Consider the following 16,190-nt stretch of genomic DNA (forward strand, 5'->3'; position numbering starts at 1 on the left):
CCAGCCCTGACGCGCGCCTTGCCAGCCCGCCTTCTGGGGGCAACGCATCTCACAGATTGAATGTGAACAGGCCCTAGACTCCACTCCATCCCGAGACATCATGCCTTCCAAACCAAGAATCGAGCAATACAATCAACCCGCAGGCGGCTGGGGCGCACTGAAATACGTGGCGCTGAACCTGGTCAAGGAACACGTGGCCGACGGCAAGGGCTTGCGTACCCTGTTGTCGCAGAACCAGCCTGACGGCTTTGATTGTCCCGGTTGCGCATGGCCGGACCGCGAACACACCTCCACCTTCGAGTTCTGCGAAAACGGCGTCAAGGCCGTGGCCGCCGAAGCCACCAAGAAGCGCGTCACCCCCGAGTTCTTCGAGAAGCACACCGTCACCGAGCTGATGCAGCAATCGGATTACGAGCTGGAAGAGCACGGCCGCCTGACCCATCCCATGGTGTATGACGCCGCCACCGACAAGTACCGGAAGATCGACTGGTCCGCCGCCTTCGAGCTGATGGCCAAGCACCTCAACGCCTTGCCCGATCCGGACATGGCGGACTTTTACGTGTCCGGCCGCGCCAGCAACGAAGCAGCTTTCCTGTTCCAGTTGTTCGTGCGCCAGTACGGCACCAACAATTTCCCCGACTGCTCCAACATGTGCCACGAACCCACCAGCGTGGGCCTGCCGGGCACGGTCGGCATCGGCAAGGGCACGGTGCTGCTGGAAGATTTCGATCATTGCGACACGCTGCTGCTGTTCGGCCAGAACCCGGCCACCAACCACCCGCGCATGATGGGCGAGCTGCGCCACGCCTCCAAGCGCGGCGCCACCATCGTGGCCATCAACCCCCTGAAGGAACGCGGCCTGGAGCGCTTTGCCGATCCGCAGAGCAAGGTCGAGATGCTGACCATGGGCAGCACCCGCATCAGCTCCATGTTCATCCACCCCACGCTGGGTGGTGACCTGGCGCTGATCAAGGGTGTCATCAAGCGCACCATCGAACTGGATGACGCGGCCAAGGCGGCCGGTACCGAGCGCGTGATCGACGTCAAGTTCATCGAGGAACATACCGCCGGTTTCGAGGAATTCGCCGCCCAGGCGCGCGCCGAAAGCTGGGACGACATCATCGCCGAGTCCGGCGTCTCCCGCGAGGACATCGAGAAACTGGCCCAGGTCTACGTCAAGGGCAAGGCAGTCATTGCCACCTGGGGCATGGGCCTGACCCAGCACAAGTATGCAGTGGCCACCATCCAGCTGCTGTCGAACATGATGATGCTGCGCGGGAACATCGGCCGCCAGGGCGCAGGCCTGTGCCCGGTGCGCGGCCACTCCAACGTGCAGGGCGACCGCACGGTCGGCATCGACGAGAAGCCGACCCCGGCTTTCCTGGATCGCCTGGAACAGGTGTTCGGTTTCAAGGCGCCGCGCCATCACGGCAATGACACGGTCGGTTCGGTCATGGCCATGCTGGAAGGCCGTACCAAGGTCTTCATCGGCCTGGGCGGCAACTTCGCCATGGCCACGCCCGATACCCCGCGCACCTTCGAGGCCATGCGTTCCTGCAACCTGACGGTGCACATCACCACCAAGCTCAACCGCAGCCACCTGGTGCATGGCAAGGATGCGCTGATCCTGCCGACCATGGGCCGCACCGAGATCGACGTGCAGAAGTCCGGTCCCCAGGGCGTGACGGTGGAAGATTCGATGAGCATGGTGCACGTCTCCTACGGCATCAACAAGCCGGCGTCCGAACACCTGATGTCGGAAACGGCCATCGTGGCGCACCTGGCCGAGGCCACCATGAAGTCGCGCAACAATGGTCCGAAGATCGACTGGCTGTGGTACGCCGAAGATTATTCGCGCATCCGCGATGCCATCGAGAAGGTGTATGACGCCTTCAAGGGCTACAACGAGCGCATCGCCAATCCGGGCGGCTTCCACCTGGGCGTGGCCTCGCGCGACCGCGTCTGGAAGACCGGCAGCGGCAAGGCCAACTTCATCGTCCATGAGATCCCCAAGGACACGCCCATCCATCGTGCCCGCGCGATCCATGGTGAGAAGCTGCTGACCCTGATGACCACCCGTTCGCACGACCAGTACAACACCACCATCTATGGCATGGACGACCGCTATCGCGGCGTGTTCGGCCAGCGCCGCGTGGTCTTCATCAACCCGGCGGACCTGCAGATGCTGGGTTTGAAGGATGGTGAATGGGTCGACATCACCAGTGTCTGGGACGACGGCGTGGAGCGCCGTGCCGATGGTTTCCTGCTGGTGGAATATGACATTCCGCGCGGTTGTATCGGCAGTTACTATCCCGAGACCAATCCGCTGGTACCGCTGGAAAGCTTTGCCGACAAGGCGCGTACGCCCACTTCAAAGTCCATTCCGGTGCTGTTGTCGCGTTCGGCGGTGCAGCGTTCGGCGGCCTGATGGAGGCCGGCATGAGTGTGGCCGAGATGCCCGCCCAGGAGGACGCCGACCTGCAGGCCCGCGCGCAGCACATGGGCGTGCCGCCCGAAGTGCTGCTGATCGTCGAAACCCTGCAGGCCGATGCCCAAGAGAAGGAGGGCGGGGCGCTGTCGCTGGCGCGCCTGTCCAAGCGCACGCAATTGCGCATGAGTACCTTGCGGCGTTTCCTGTCGGCGCTGGAAGAGGCCGGCGTGGTGAAGGTCGAGATGAATGAGGATGGGACCGGCAGCGTGAGCTTGCTGGTGTCGCCTCAGTAAATGCGGAGGGCGGCGTACCGATGAGGCGCGCCGCCCATTCACCCTGCCAGTTCTTCCACCAGTTTTCCTACCAGTTTCAAGGCCTGCTCGGTTTCCCGGGACCAGGCATAGCTGTAATTCAAGCGAATGAAGTGACTGTACCGGTTGGTCGCCGCAAAGATGCGTCCCGGTGCCACCGTGATCCCCAGCGCCAGGCTGCGGCGATACAGTTCCATCGCATCCACCCCCTGCGGCAACTCCACCCACAGCACATAGCCCCCTTGCGGCTCGGACACCTGCGTGCCCGCCGGGAAAAAGCGCAGCACGAAGTGCCGCATCATGTCGCGCTGCTGCGCGAAGACGCGGCGCACGCGCCGCAGGTGGCGTTCGTAGCCGCCTTGCGTGAGGTATTCCGCGATGGCGCGTTGGGGCGCGGTCGGCGTGGCCAGCGTGTTGAGGAACTTGAGTTTTTCCACCTGCGCCCGATAGCGCCCCGGCATCGCCCAGCCGATGCGGTAGGCCGAGGTCAGGCTCTTGGAAAACGAAGAACAATGCAGCACCAGTCCCTCGCGGTCATAGTTCTTCAGCGATGAAGGATGGGCATTGCCGTAATACAGCTCGCTGTAGACGGCGTTTTCGATCAGCGGCATCTGGTGCTGTTCGGCCAGGCGCACCAGTCTTTCCTTTTCGCTGTCCGGCATCTGGAAACCCAGCGGATTCTGGAAGTTGGGCATCACCATGCAGGCCGCCACCGGCTGCGTCTTCATCCGTTCTTCCAGGACCCCGACATCGAGGCCGCGCTGCGGATCGGTCGGGATTTCCAGGGCCCGCATGCCCAGGCGCTCGATGGCGTGCAGCATGGCGTAGAAGGTCGGGGTCTCTACCGCAATGGTGTCGCCGGGACGGGCCACGGCTTGCAGGCAGAGGTTGATGGCTTCGGTGGCACCGACGGTGACGACGATTTCTTCGGGATCGACCTTGAGGCCGTTTTCCAGATAGCGGCGCGCGATCTGGCGCAGCAGGTCCGGATGGCCCGGGGGCAAGTCGTCGAACACGCTGGACTGGCTGGCGTGGCGCGCGATACGGCCGGCGTATTGCGCCAGCCGGTGCGAAGGAAACAGTGCCGGGTTGGGATAGGGTGAACCCAGCGGCACGGTGCCGTCCTGCTGGATGGTCTTCAGGGTGGCCAGCACCAGGCGGCTGACGTCGACCTCGGTGGATTCCTGCCAGGCCGGATGATCGGCCTGAGAAGGTGGCTTGATGACGGGGCGGGGAATGCTCTCGGCCTGTTCGCGCACGAAGTAGCCGGACTGCGGCTGGCTCTCGATGATGCCGCGGCTTTCCAGCAGTTCGTAGGCGCGCACCACGGTCGTGACGCTGACCTTGTGCTGCTGGCTGGCGATGCGCACCGAGGCGATGCGCTCGCCCGGGCGCAGCACGCCGTCGCGGATGGAGGCCGCGAGCTGGTCGGCAAATTGTTTGTAAAGAGGCGTGACGGCCATGGGGCGGGTTTCTTGATGGTGTTAGAGTTGTCGCTTCGCATTTTACAAGGACCGCGCCATGATCACCGTGCATCACCTGAACAACTCCCGCTCGCAGCGCGTGCTGTGGCTGCTGGAAGAGCTGGGCCTGGACTACGAGATCAAGTTTTACCAGCGCGACCCCAAGACCATGCTGGCCCCGCCCGAGCTGCTGAAGGTGCATCCGCTGGGCAAGTCGCCGGTCATCACCGATGGCGATCTGACGGTGGCTGAATCGGGCAACATCGTCGAATACCTGCTGGAGCGTTACGGTGCCGACAGCGGCCTGTTGCCCGCACCCGGCACGCCCGAGCGCCTGCGCTACCGCTACTGGCTGCACTTTGCCGAGGGCTCGGCCATGCCCTGGCTGCTGCTGGGGCTGATCTTCAGCAAGATGCCCAAGGCCGTGCCGGCTCTGATCCGTCCGATTGCGCGGATGCTGTCCGAGGGCATGCGCAGCCGTCTGGTGGCACCGCAGATCGAGCGGCAGATGCGCTACATGGAAGACGAACTGGGCAAGGACGGCTGGTTCGCCGGCAAGAGCATCACCGGGGCCGATATCCAGATGAGCTTCCCGGTGGAGGGCATGCGGGCACGTGGCGGGCTCGATGGCCGCCATCCCAATCTTCTCAAGTTCCTCGAAGCCATCCATGCGCGCCCGGCCTATCAGCGTGCGTTGGAGAAGGGCGGGCCTTACGAGCTGCTGCGCTGAGGCCTGCGCATTGCTCCGGTTCAGGCCGGCAGGCTGATGCAGGCTTGCAGGCCCTGGTCGCCCGGCTGGTGGCGGTTGCGCAGTTCCAGCCGGCCACCATGGGCCTCGATGCAGGAACGGGCGATCGCCAGGCCCAGGCCGAAGTTGCCGCCGGAGCGTGCCGGGTCGAGGCGCACGAAGGGTTTGAAGACTTCCTGCAAGTGTTCCTCCGCAATGCCGGGGCCGTCATCGTCGATGAGGATGGACAGGCTGCCATCGTGCTCCACGATCAATGACAATCTCGCCCGCTGGCCGTGGCGCACGGCGTTGTCCACCAGGTTCGACAGCGCCCGCTTGAGATGTACGGGCCGGCAGCGATAGCGCAGGGGAGCGTCCTGCTGCGCCAGGGTTTCATGCAGTACGTTGTTCTGCACTTTCTGCTGCGCATTTTTCTGCACGGTGATCTGTACATCGCGGCCTTGGCTGGCGTGCTCCTGAGCAAGTTCCTGCAGCAATTCCGCCAGGTCGATTTCCCGCGTGGCTTCGGCATGCGCATCGTCGCGCGCGAAGCGCACGGTCTCTTCCACCATCACCTGCATCTCGTCCAAAGTACGGATCATCGCCGTGCGCAGGGCCGCGTCATCGACCAGTTCCGCACGCAGGCGCAATGAGGTGATCGGGGTGCGCAGGTCATGGCTGATGGCCGCCAGCATGCGCGTGCGGTCCTCGACGAAGCGGCGCAGGCGTTGCTGCATCAGGTTGAAGGCAGCGCTGACCTCGCGCGCTTCCTGCGGGCCGGTCAGCGGCAGTGGCGCCACCTCCTCGCCGCGGCTCACTCGTTCTGCCGCCTGGGCCAGCGCCTTGACCGGACGCAGGATGCGGCGCAGGAACAAGGCCACGATCAGCAACACCGGCAGGGTGCTCACGGGGACTGAAAACCGCAGTGGCCGGACCCAGCCCTGCGTGATCAAGGGCTGCTGCTGCGTGTTGACCCACAGGCCCGCTGGCGTACGCAGCGCGATGCGCAGCAGGGCAGGGCCGTCGTCGGCTTCGCGCAGGCTGATGCGCAGCGCCTCGGGCGGCAGGCCCAGTTGCGCCTGCAGTCGCTGGCGCAGCAGATCCTGGTCGCCGCCCTCCTCATGGGCGGCATCGATCTGCGGATCCGGATCGAGCCGGTAGCGCGTGTCGCCATCGCTGGCACGTGCCAGTGCCTCTTGCGCTTGCGCCGCCGGCAGCTGCGCCAGGCGCCAGGCCACCGCAGCGTGTTCGGCCATCTGGTCGCGCGAGATGACGTGGATGCGCGTGCCATTCGGTTGCACCAGCAGCAGTCCGATCAGGTGTGCCGCCACCAGACCCAGCAGCAGGAGGGCCAGCAATTGTGCGGTCATGCTGCGCGGCCAGACTCTCATGGCGTGGCCGGGTCGGCACTCACGCGCGCGGCCAGCAGGTAGCCATTGCCCCAGACCGTCTTGAGCAGACCGGGCTTGCGCGGATCGGGTTCGAGTTTCTTGCGCAGACGGCTGACCTGGCTGTCGATGCTGCGGTCAAAGGCCAGTGCGTCGCTGCCCGCGGTCAGGTCCAGCAGGCGGTCGCGCGACAGGACCGTGTTGGGATGCTCCACCAGCGCCCGCAGCAGGCGATATTCCACGCTGGAGAGGGTCACGAGGGTGCCGTCGCGGTCGCGCAGTTCGCGCCGTTGCACATCGAGTGTCCAGGTGTCGAAGACATAGCGCTGCACCGTGCCGGTACTGGCCGCTTTGGCAGGGACCGGCAACTGTCGTCCCACCCGGCGCAATACGCTGCGGATGCGGGCCAGCAACTCATGGGGATCGAAGGGCTTCACCACGTAATCGTCGGCACCGGTCTCCAGGCCACGGATGCGGTCGCTGCTGGCTGCCAGCGCAGTGAGCAGGATCACCGGCGTGCCATGCTGCTGGCTGATGCTCTGGCACAGCGAAAGACCGTCCTCGCCCGGCATCATCACATCCAGCACCACCAGGTCGAATGCCTGCGCCTGCAGCAACGCCCGTGCCTCCGCCGCATTGGCGGCCAGGCTGACCTGCATGTCCTGCCGGCGCAGGTAGGCCGCCAGCGGCTCGCTGATGTCCGCATGATCGTCCACCACCAGGACGTGACGTTGCGCGTGCATGTTCTTGTTCCTTCCCCTCGATGACGGCGGTGCGCGCAATGCGCCCGGATGGGTCGCCCGCACCGTGCGGCTTGCCACAATTTGACAAACTTTTGCCAATTTTAAATGAATATAATTCTCATTCGCAAATCAATCGCCATTGTCCGGGCCGTGCCGGTCCCGTTCGCCTTCCCATGCATCCGCGTCGATGCGGGCTGCCGTCGCCGCCTGCAGGGGCGGACTTGCGCCCGGACTCTGGCTCGTCATCACCACAGGGGAATTCATCATGCATCATCCGCACCATCACCTTCCTGCGCCTGGCGCGCTGTCCGTTACGCGCATGGCGCAGGCGGTAGCGGCGGCGCTGGCCTTGTACGTCTCCGGTTGCGGCCTGGCCGTGGCGCAGGATGCCGGGGCTGGCCTGAAGGAAGTGGTGGTCACCGCCACCGGCTTCGAACAGGAGGTGGTGGACGCACCGGCCAGCATCACCGTCATCGGCCAGGAGGAACTGAAGAAGCGTCCTTTCCGCGATCTCACCGATGCCTTGCGTGATGTCGAGGGCGTCACCATCACCGGTACGGCCAGCGAGAAGGACATCTTCATTCGTGGCCTGCCCGGTGCCTATACGCTTATCCTGGTGGACGGCAAGCGCCAGAGCACGCGCGATGCGCGGACCAATGGCAATTCCGGCTTCGAGCAGTCCTACATTCCGCCGCTGGAGGCCATCGAGCGCATTGAGGTAGTACGCGGACCGATGTCTTCACTCTATGGCTCCGATGCCATGGGCGGCGTCATCAACATCATCACCAAGAAAGTGGCCCGGCAATGGGGCGGCTCGCTGAGCGCAGACACCACGCTGCAGCAGCATGGCGACTCGGGCGACGCCTACCAGGGCCAGTTCTACGTCAATGGCCCGATCGCCAGCGAGGTCCTGGGCCTGCAACTGTGGGGCAAGGTCTACAAGCGCCAGGAAGACCGCATTCTCAACGGCAATACCAAGGCGCTCGATACCGATTTCACCGCGCGCCTGGCACTCACGCCCAACAAGAATCACGACATCCTGGCCGAGATCGGCACATCCCAGGTGCGCCGCGACGCCTCCAGCGATCACACGCTGGCCGCAACCCGTACCACCGCCGACAGCTATACCGAAAACCCGCGCGACCACATGGCACTGTCGCATACGGGCCGCTACGGCTGGGCCACGTCGGATGTCTCGATCGCCTACGAGAAGGCGCAACGCAAAACTTATACCGAGAGTCCGGTGGGCAGCGATCGCTACACCATGGCCGCGCGCGCGCCAAAGATCGAGAACCTGGTACTGGACGGCAAGCTGTCCGTGCCGCTGGGCGCGCACTGGATGGTGCTGGGCGGGCAGTGGAACGAGGCCACGCTCACCGACGTCAATCCGGGCGTGAGCAGCACCCGCGTGCAGGAATTCCGCATTGCCCAGAAGGCGCTGTTCGTGGAGGATGAGTGGAAACTCACCGAGCGCCTGGCCCTGACCGGCGGCTTGCGCCTGGACCACCACGAGGTCTACGGCAACCACTGGAGCCCGCGCCTCTACGCGGTGTGGCATGGCAGCGAGCAGCTCACCATCAAGGGCGGGGTCTCGCGCGGCTTCAAGGCACCGGACATTCGTACCATCGCGCCGGGCTACGCCTACACGACCGGTGGTGCCGGCTGCACCGTCGGTCCCACCGGCACCTGCGGCGTCATCATCGGCGACCCCAACCTCAAACCGGAAACCAGCACCAGCTGGGAGCTGGGCGCCCTGTGGGACAACCATGCCGGCCTCTCCGGCGGTGCCACGCTGTTCTACACCGACTTCAAGGACAAGGTCAGCAATGCCCTGGTCTACAACGCCGATGGCTCCATCGCCCGCTGGTCGGCCAACAACAATTACCGTCTCTGGACTAGCTACAACGTGGATCGCGCCACCATCAAGGGCCTGGAGCTGAGTGGTCGCTGGCAGGCCACGCGCAGCCTGGCTTTCAAGACGAATTACACCTTCACCGATTCGCGCCAGAAGGGCGGCAGCTACGATGGCTATGCGCTGGCCCGCACGCCGCGCCACATGTTCAACCTGCGCGCGGACTGGACCCCGGCCGATGCCTGGACGGTGTGGACCGCGCTGAACTACCACGGCAAGGAAGTCAACGCCGCCGCGCGCGTGGGCACGGCCGGGACCACCATCTCGTCCTCGGGCGTGAAGGAGTACCAGGCCTATACGCTGGCCGATCTGGGCGTGACGCATGCGATCAACCAGCGCACCTCGGTGAGCGCGGCCATCTACAACCTGACCGACAAGCGCCTGGACGAGCAGAGCTTCAACACCGTCGGCGACGGCCGCCGCCTGTGGGTCAGCCTGACCCAGCGCTTCTGATGGCGCCGCTGCTACCGGGCCGCCGGCGTATCCTGGGGGCGGCGATGCTCGCCTGCCTGCCCATCCGGGCGACGGCCCAGCCGGATCTGTCGCGTCCGCTGGGCCCCACCATCGCTGACACGGGCTCGTCCTGGTATCGCTTCAGTCGCTTCACGCTGGGTTCCGTGGATGGTCAGCGCAGCTACCGCATCACCTTGAGCGTGCCGCTGCGTCCGCCACCGCCGCAGGGCTATCCGGTCATCGTGCTGCTCGATGGCAATGCGGCGCTGGCGGCCATCGACGAGCCGCAGTTGCAGGCCTTGCAGGAGGGCTCGCCACCGGTCATCGTGGCCGTGGGCTACGACACGCCGCTGCGCTTCGACGTGGCTGCCCGCGCGTATGACTACACGCCGCCCATCCCTGCCGGTCAGGTCGATGAGGAAACCTCGCGCGGACGACGGGGCGGTGGCGCGACGGTATTCCTGGATCTGCTGCAGGATCGCATCCTGCCCCAGGTGCGCCAGCAGGTGGCACTGGACGCCACGCAACTGAGCCTGTGGGGCCACTCCTATGGCGGCCTGTTCGTGCTGCACACCTTGTTCACCCGGCCCGGCCTGTTCAGCCGCTATATCGCGGCCAGTCCCTCGCTGTGGTGGCAGGGCGGGGTGATCCTGCAGGAAGAGCAGGGTTTTCCGGGAGCGCCCGGCGCCCGGCTGTGGCTGATGGCGGGGGAGGCAGAACGGCGCGAGCGCATGCCCGCAGAGGCGGACGATGCACGTACCCGCGCCATGCTGGCCGCGCGCGCAGCCGTCCCGCCGCAAGCCTTGCCGGAACTGGCCGAGCGGCTACGCGACCGGCACGGCCTGGCGGTGCAGTGGCAAAGTTTTCCGGGACTGGCCCACGGCCCCATGCTGCCGGCCTCGCTGGGACCGGCGCTGCGTATCGCTGCAGGGCTGGCTCCCTGGCCGGGTTTGTATCCTCATGTATCGCAAAGTAAAAGTGCGCCGGGCGGCTAGCGAGGCATGGATGAGTCCAGATATAATTGAGAATTATTATTATTTGGTGCGAGATCCGAGGATCCTCGTCCTGCCCCTCCTTCCCGATTCCGCTGCCGTCTCATGAAGCCCGCTGCCGCCCATTCCCTGCCTGTCGTTGCCGACCAGAAACGCCGCGCCTTCTGGCTCAAGCATCTGCATCAATGGCACTGGATCAGTTCCGGCATCTGCCTGGTGGCCATGCTGGTGTTCGCCGCCACCGGTCTCACGCTCAATCATGCGGCGCAGATCGAGGCCAAGCCGCAGGTCACCCATCGCAAGGCCACGCTGCCCGAATCGCTGCTGGCCCCGCTGCGCCAACAGGCCGAAGCGGCCGATGCCAAGGGCGGCAGCAAGGCCGCGCTGCCGTCCGCCGTGCGCGACTGGGTCGGCCGTGAACTGGCGGTGACGGTGGATCAGCAGAGCGCCGAATGGTCGGCCGATGAAGTCTACGTGGCGCTGCCGCGGCCGGGCGGGGATGCCTGGCTGCGCGTGGCGCTGGAGGATGGCCAGGTCGAGTATGAGAAGACCGACCGTGGCTGGATTTCCTATTTCAATGACCTGCACAAGGGCCGCAATACGGGCGCGGCCTGGAGCTGGTTCATCGATGTGTTTGCGGTGGCTTGCCTGGTGTTCTGCATCACCGGCCTGTTCCTGCTGCAGATGCATGCCGGCAAGCGCCCGGCCACCTGGCCGCTGGTGGCGCTGGGGCTGGTAGCACCCTTGCTGCTGGCGCTGGTCTTCATTCACTGAATTCGTCGTTTCCCTTAGCCAGACAGGCCCTTGCGGCTTGCAGCCAGTCATCCTGTTTTCTTAGCGAGGTCCCATGAAGCGTAGCAAGTCCGCCCTGTTGAAACCGACTGCCCTGGCCCTGGCCATGGCGGCGCTGTTTGCCGCTGCCGCCCCGGCCGGCGCAGCGGAGATGAACGTCAAGATTGAAATCCCGACCCTGAACGTGGCCGAATATCACCGGCCCTATCTTGCCGCCTGGATCGAACGCGCCGACCAGAGCGTGGCCGCCAACCTGGCGGTGTGGTACGACGTGAAGAAAAAGGACAAGGAAGGCGAGAAGTGGCTCAAGGACATGCGCCAATGGTGGCGTCGCAGCGGGCGTGAGCAGCAGATGCCCATCGATGGCGTCAGCGGTGCGACCCGTGCGCCGGGTGAACAGAAACTCAATTTCGGCTCCGGCAAGGGACCGCTCGCCAATCTCGCTCCCGGCGACTATGTGCTGATGGTGGAAGCCGCGCGTGAAGTCGGCGGCCGCGAGCTGGTCAAGGTGCCGTTCCAGTGGCCGCCCAAGGCCGCCCAGAGCGCCAAGGCCCAAGGTACCAGCGAGCTCGGTGCCGTGGCCCTGGAACTGAAGCCCTGATGGCTTGCCATCTCTGACTCCCCAACAAGATCAACCAGAACAAGGAACCTGCCATGTCGTTTTCCCTCAAGCACTTCGCCGGCCGCTCCATGAAGATCGCCGCCCTGGCCCTGGCCATCAGCCTGCCGCTGTCGGCCCACGCACACCGCCAGTGGCTGCTGCCCTCGGCCACCGTCCTGTCGGGCAATGAAGCCTGGGTCACGGTGGACGCCGCCGTTTCCAATGACCTGTTCTACTTCGAACACTTCCCGCTGCGCCTGGACGGCCTGGTCGTGACCGGCCCCGAAGGCAAGCCCGTGCAAGCAGTCAACGCCTCCACCGGCAAGTACCGCAGCACCTTCGACGTGCAGCTGAGCCAGCCCGGTACCTACAAGATCGCCGTGGTCAACAACGGCGTCTTCGCCAGCTACAAGGTGGATGGCCAGCAGAAGCGCTGGCGCGGCACCGCCGAGACCCTGGCCAAGGAAATCCCGGCCAATGCCACCGAACTGAAGGTGACCCAGATGAACAGCCGCGTGGAAACCTTCGTCACCGCCGGCAAGCCGAGCAAGGGTGCGCTGGCCCCGACCGGCGTGGGCCTGGAGCTGCAACCGGTGACCCATCCCACCGACCTGGTGGCGGGCGACACCGCGACTTTCCAGCTGCTGCTCGATGGCAAGCCGGCTTCGGATGTGGAAGTGGAACTGGTACCCGGCGGCATCCGCTATCGCGACAAGCTGCTGGACAGCAAGATCAAGACCGATTCCGACGGCAAGTTCAGCGTGAAGTGGACCGGCCCTGGCATGTACTGGATGGAAGCCAGCGTCTCCGACCAGAAGACCTCGCTGCCGCAGGCCACGCAACGCCGTGCCACCTACATCGCCACCATCGAAGTGCTGCCCTGATCACTTGATTGCTTGATCGCCTTTGATGGCATTTGATTGACCCTGATGGCACCTGCACTGCAGGTGCCGTTTTCATTGCTGAAGATGACGATGTCCCACCGCGTCCTGATCCCCGTCGACCTGCAAGCCCCGTCCCTCCTGCCGCCTGATGTGGCGCTCCAGCGCCTGTCCGGGCAGACCATGGGCACTACCTGGAGCGTGCAGGCGCTGGCCTCGCGCAGCATCACGCAGGAGACGATCGCAACGGCCATCGCGGCCCGGCTGCAGCGGGTCATCGACGAGATGAGTACCTGGGAAGCCGATTCTCTCATCAGCCGTTTCAACCGCGCGCCTGCGGGCAGCTGGCATGCCTTGCCGGCGGACTTTTTCACCGTGCTGGATGCCGCGCTCACCATGGCCGTGGACAGCGCCGGTGCCTTCGATCCCACGGTCGGTCCGCTGGTGGACTTGTGGGGATTCGGTGCGGGCAGCGTGCAGCGCGACGCATTGCGCCTGCCGGACCCGACTTTGCTTGAATCGACCCGCCAGCGTTGCGGCTGGCAGCGTCTCGTGTTCGACCGTGCGCAGCGCAAGGTACAGCAGGCGGGCGGCGTGCATCTGGATTTTTCCGGGATCGCCAAGGGATATGCGGTGGACCTGGTCGCGCAGGCACTGCGCGAATGCGGCTGCGTGAGCTGGCTGGCGGAGGTCGGCGGCGAACTGGTCGGGGAGGGCGTCAAGGCCGATGGCCAGCCTTGGTGGGTGGCGCTGGAACGTCCTCCTGCGGATGACAGTCCCGGCATGGTGGTGGCCTTGCACGGCCTGGCCATCGCCACCTCGGGCGACTATCGCCGCTATGTCGATCACGACGGCCTGCGCTATGCCCACACCATCGATCCCCGTACCGGTACACCTGTGCGCAGTGCACTGGCGTCTGTCACGGTACTGCACCGGCAATGCATGGTGGCCGATGCCCTGGCGACCGTGTTGACTGTACTGGGCGAGGAAGCCGGACTGTCCTTTGCCCGCAAACGCGGGATTGCCGCGCTCTTCATCAGCCGCGAAGCCGATGGCTTCCGTGAGAGCGTCACCCCGGCCCTGGCCGCCATGTTGCAGTGAGCGACGCCATGCAGACCCGATACCTGATGGCCGCGCTGGTGGCGCTGACTTACCTGGTGTTCTGCGTGATGACCTTGCTCCGGCATCGTCGCGCGCAGCAGTTGCAGCTGGCCCAGTGGGGAACTGTACAGGCCACTGGCCCGCAAACCGTACTGGTCGTCTTTGCCAGCCAGACCGGTACAGCCGAGCAACTGGCCTGGCAGACCGCGCAAAGTTTGCGCTCAGGTGGCCTGGTGGTGCGCGTGCTGCCTGCCGGACAGTTGACCGATGCCGATCTGCAAGCCACGCGCCTGGCCCTGTTCGTGGCCAGCACCACCGGTGAAGGCGATGCCCCCGATGATGCATCCGCACTGGCCCGCCAACTGGGCAGCAGCGACAGTGCGGCATTGCCGGACCTGCGTTTCGGCGTGCTGGCCCTGGGCGACCGCAGCTATCAGCAATACTGCGCCTTCGGGCATGCGCTGCATGCCTGGCTGTGCCGCCGCCATGCGCAGCCGCTGTTCGATGCCATCGAGGTGGATAACGGGGATGAGGGCGCGCTGCGGCATTGGCAGCATCAACTGGGTGTCCTGAGTGGCCATAGCGATGAAGCCGACTGGAGCGCACCGGCCTATGGCCGCTGGCGTCTGGCCGGGCGGCGCGTGCTCAATCCGGGCAGCGCGGGGGAGCCGGTGTTTCACTTGAGCCTCACGCCGCTGGATCTGCCACCCCCGCCATGGCAGGCCGGGGATATCGCCGAGATCGGCCCGCACAACAGCGGGGCGGCTGTTGATGCCTTCCTGCAAGCGATTGGCCGCCAGGACGATTCCCTGCGCGCAGCGCTGGCCACGCGCCTGCTGCCGCATGAGGCCGACCAGCTCGCCGCATTGCGCAGCTTGCCCGATGAGGAATTGCTGGCCGCTTTGCCAGCGCTGCCGCATCGCGCTTATTCGATTGCTTCACTGCCCGCCGATGGCGCTCTCGAACTGATGGTGCGCCTGATGCGCCTGCCCGATGGCCGCGCCGGTCTGGGTTCCGGCTGGCTGGGGCTGCATGCGCTGCCGGGGCAGGAGATCGCCCTGCGTGTGCGCAGCAACCGCAGTTTCCATGGCCCCGGCGATGATCGCCCGCTGATCCTGATCTGCAACGGCACCGGGCTGGCCGGCCTGCGGGCGCATCTGCGCGAGCGCGTGGCGGCGGGTCAGCGGCGCAACTGGCTGTTGTTCGGCGAGCGCTCGCGTCAGCACGATTTCTTCCATCAGCAGGAGCTGCAGGAGTGGCAGGCCCAGGGCTGGCTGCAACGGCTGGACCTGGCCTTCTCGCGCGATCAGGCCGAGCGCGTCTATGTGCAGGACAAGCTGCGCGCAGCCGCCGATGTCCTGCGGCAATGGGTGGAGGAGGGGGCCAGCCTCTACGTCTGCGGCAGCCTGCAGGGTATGGCAGGGGGCGTGGCACTGGCCCTGCAGGAGATTCTGGGTGAGGACGCCCTGCAGGCGCTGGCGGAACAGGGGCGTTACCGGCGCGACGTGTATTGAAGCAGTGAGCAAAGTTTGTGTTGGAGGACCCTGCTGCGCGGCCGGCAGGAGGCTTCACTTGGCCGTTGATTGGCGTGAATTTGCTTTTTCTCCCCGTTGCGCGAGAGAATGTCACGTCAAATCAATGAGATAAGAACAACATGAACAACATGAGCATATTCACCAGTCTGCTGCTGATCCTGCTCCTGGTCGTGGTCAGCGCCTTTCTTTCCTGCGCCGAGATCTCCATTGCCGCCTCGCGCAAGATCCGTCTTGAGATGATGTCCAAGGAGGGCGTGCACAACGCCGACCGGGTCCTTTCGCTGCAAGCCCAGCCGGGCAATTTCTTCACGGTGGTGCAGATCGGCCTGAACGCCGTGGCCATCCTCGGCGGTGTGGTCGGCGAGCCGGCGCTCACGCCGCACATGCGCGAGATCGTCAGCACCTTCTACGTCGGCCCGCTGCTGGAGAACATCAGCTTTGCGATGTCCTTCCTGGTGGTGACGGCCTTCTTCATCCTCTTTGCCGACCTCATGCCCAAGCGCCTGGCCATGGCCGCGCCCGAGCGCGCCGCGGTGGCGCTGGTGCAGCCCATGCTGCTGCTGGAAACGCTCTTCAGGCCCCTGGTGTGGTTCTTCAACAGTCTGTCGAAGTGGATCTTCACGCTGTTCGGTTTGCCGCAGGTGCGCCAGGACGTGATCACGCCCAGCGAGATCCACGCCATGGTCGATGCGGGCGCGCAGGCCGGTGTGCTGCTCACGCAGGAGCATCACCTGATCGAGAACGTGTTCGAGCTGGAAAGCCGCTACGTGCCCTCGGCCATGACGCCGCGCGACAGCATCGTCTATTTCCTGCTGACCGACAGCGAAGACATGATCCGCCAGAAGATCATCGATCACCCG

At 65.2% G+C, this 16,190-nt stretch carries 14 protein-coding genes; 11 read left to right on the forward strand and 3 right to left on the reverse strand.

The features are described 5' to 3' along the window. Positions 1–100: 100 nt before the first annotated feature. Positions 101–2,428, forward strand: a complete 2,328-nt coding sequence (locus tag B3873_RS09680; protein WP_286865616.1) for an FdhF/YdeP family oxidoreductase — start codon at positions 101–103, stop codon at positions 2,426–2,428. 11 nt (positions 2,429–2,439) lie between these two features. Beyond that, on the forward strand, positions 2,440–2,724 hold the full coding sequence (locus B3873_RS09685) for a helix-turn-helix domain-containing protein (RefSeq protein WP_286865618.1): 285 nt from the start codon (positions 2,440–2,442) through the stop codon (positions 2,722–2,724). 38 nt (positions 2,725–2,762) lie between these two features. On the opposite strand, the gene B3873_RS09690 is transcribed toward B3873_RS09685, so the two are convergent. Continuing rightward, a complete protein-coding gene (locus B3873_RS09690) occupies positions 2,763–4,205 on the reverse strand; it encodes a PLP-dependent aminotransferase family protein (RefSeq protein WP_286865620.1) in 1,443 nt (480 codons plus the stop codon). 58 nt (positions 4,206–4,263) lie between these two features. On the opposite strand from B3873_RS09690, the gene B3873_RS09695 reads away from it, so the two are divergent. Then, the gene (locus B3873_RS09695) at positions 4,264–4,935 is read left to right on the forward strand and encodes a glutathione S-transferase family protein (RefSeq protein WP_286865622.1); all 672 of its coding nucleotides are present in this window, start codon (positions 4,264–4,266) and stop codon (positions 4,933–4,935) included. Between the two features lie 20 nt (positions 4,936–4,955). Here the strand turns inward: B3873_RS09695 and B3873_RS09700 are convergent, their stop codons facing one another. Further along, positions 4,956–6,323 (reverse strand): ATP-binding protein, encoded by a 1,368-nt coding sequence (locus B3873_RS09700; RefSeq protein WP_286865624.1) that lies wholly within the window; start codon positions 6,321–6,323, stop codon positions 4,956–4,958. Further along, positions 6,320–7,063 carry a response regulator gene (locus B3873_RS09705; protein WP_276843272.1) on the reverse strand — a complete coding sequence of 248 codons (744 nt, stop codon included), beginning with the start codon at positions 7,061–7,063 and terminating at the stop codon, positions 6,320–6,322. The genes B3873_RS09700 and B3873_RS09705 overlap by 4 nt, the downstream gene beginning before the upstream one ends. 265 nt (positions 7,064–7,328) lie before the next feature. Between B3873_RS09705 and B3873_RS09710 the strand changes: the two genes are divergently transcribed. The 8 genes from B3873_RS09710 to B3873_RS09745 form a co-directional block, all read left to right on the forward strand. Further along, positions 7,329–9,428: a TonB-dependent receptor domain-containing protein gene (locus B3873_RS09710; protein WP_286865626.1), complete on the forward strand. Its 2,100-nt coding sequence runs from the start codon at positions 7,329–7,331 to the stop codon at positions 9,426–9,428. After that, positions 9,428–10,423, forward strand: coding sequence for an alpha/beta hydrolase (locus tag B3873_RS09715; RefSeq protein WP_286865628.1), 996 nt, complete (start codon positions 9,428–9,430; stop codon positions 10,421–10,423). The genes B3873_RS09710 and B3873_RS09715 overlap by 1 nt, the downstream gene beginning before the upstream one ends. 102 nt (positions 10,424–10,525) lie before the next feature. Further along, positions 10,526–11,194, forward strand: coding sequence for a PepSY-associated TM helix domain-containing protein (locus tag B3873_RS09720; RefSeq protein WP_039786807.1), 669 nt, complete (start codon positions 10,526–10,528; stop codon positions 11,192–11,194). 73 nt (positions 11,195–11,267) lie between these two features. Further along, entirely contained in the window at positions 11,268–11,813 is a 546-nt protein-coding gene (locus tag B3873_RS09725) for a DUF2271 domain-containing protein (RefSeq protein WP_039786804.1), read from the forward strand. Between the two features lie 53 nt (positions 11,814–11,866). Next, positions 11,867–12,697 (forward strand): DUF4198 domain-containing protein, encoded by an 831-nt coding sequence (locus B3873_RS09730; RefSeq protein ID WP_286865631.1) that lies wholly within the window; start codon positions 11,867–11,869, stop codon positions 12,695–12,697. Positions 12,698–12,787: 90 nt separating this feature from the next. Beyond that, positions 12,788–13,795, forward strand: coding sequence for an FAD:protein FMN transferase (locus B3873_RS09735; RefSeq protein ID WP_286865632.1), 1,008 nt, complete (start codon positions 12,788–12,790; stop codon positions 13,793–13,795). An 8-nt stretch (positions 13,796–13,803) separates the two neighbouring features. Further along, positions 13,804–15,309 carry a sulfite reductase subunit alpha gene (locus B3873_RS09740; protein WP_286865635.1) on the forward strand — a complete coding sequence of 502 codons (1,506 nt, stop codon included), beginning with the start codon at positions 13,804–13,806 and terminating at the stop codon, positions 15,307–15,309. Between the two features lie 149 nt (positions 15,310–15,458). After that, positions 15,459–16,190: CNNM domain-containing protein (locus B3873_RS09745; RefSeq protein WP_286865637.1), on the forward strand; the 732-nt coding region annotated here is incomplete at its 3' end.

The organism is Herbaspirillum sp. UBA812, assembly GCF_002296545.1.
Lineage (GTDB): Bacteria > Pseudomonadota > Gammaproteobacteria > Burkholderiales > Burkholderiaceae_D > Herbaspirillum > Herbaspirillum huttiense.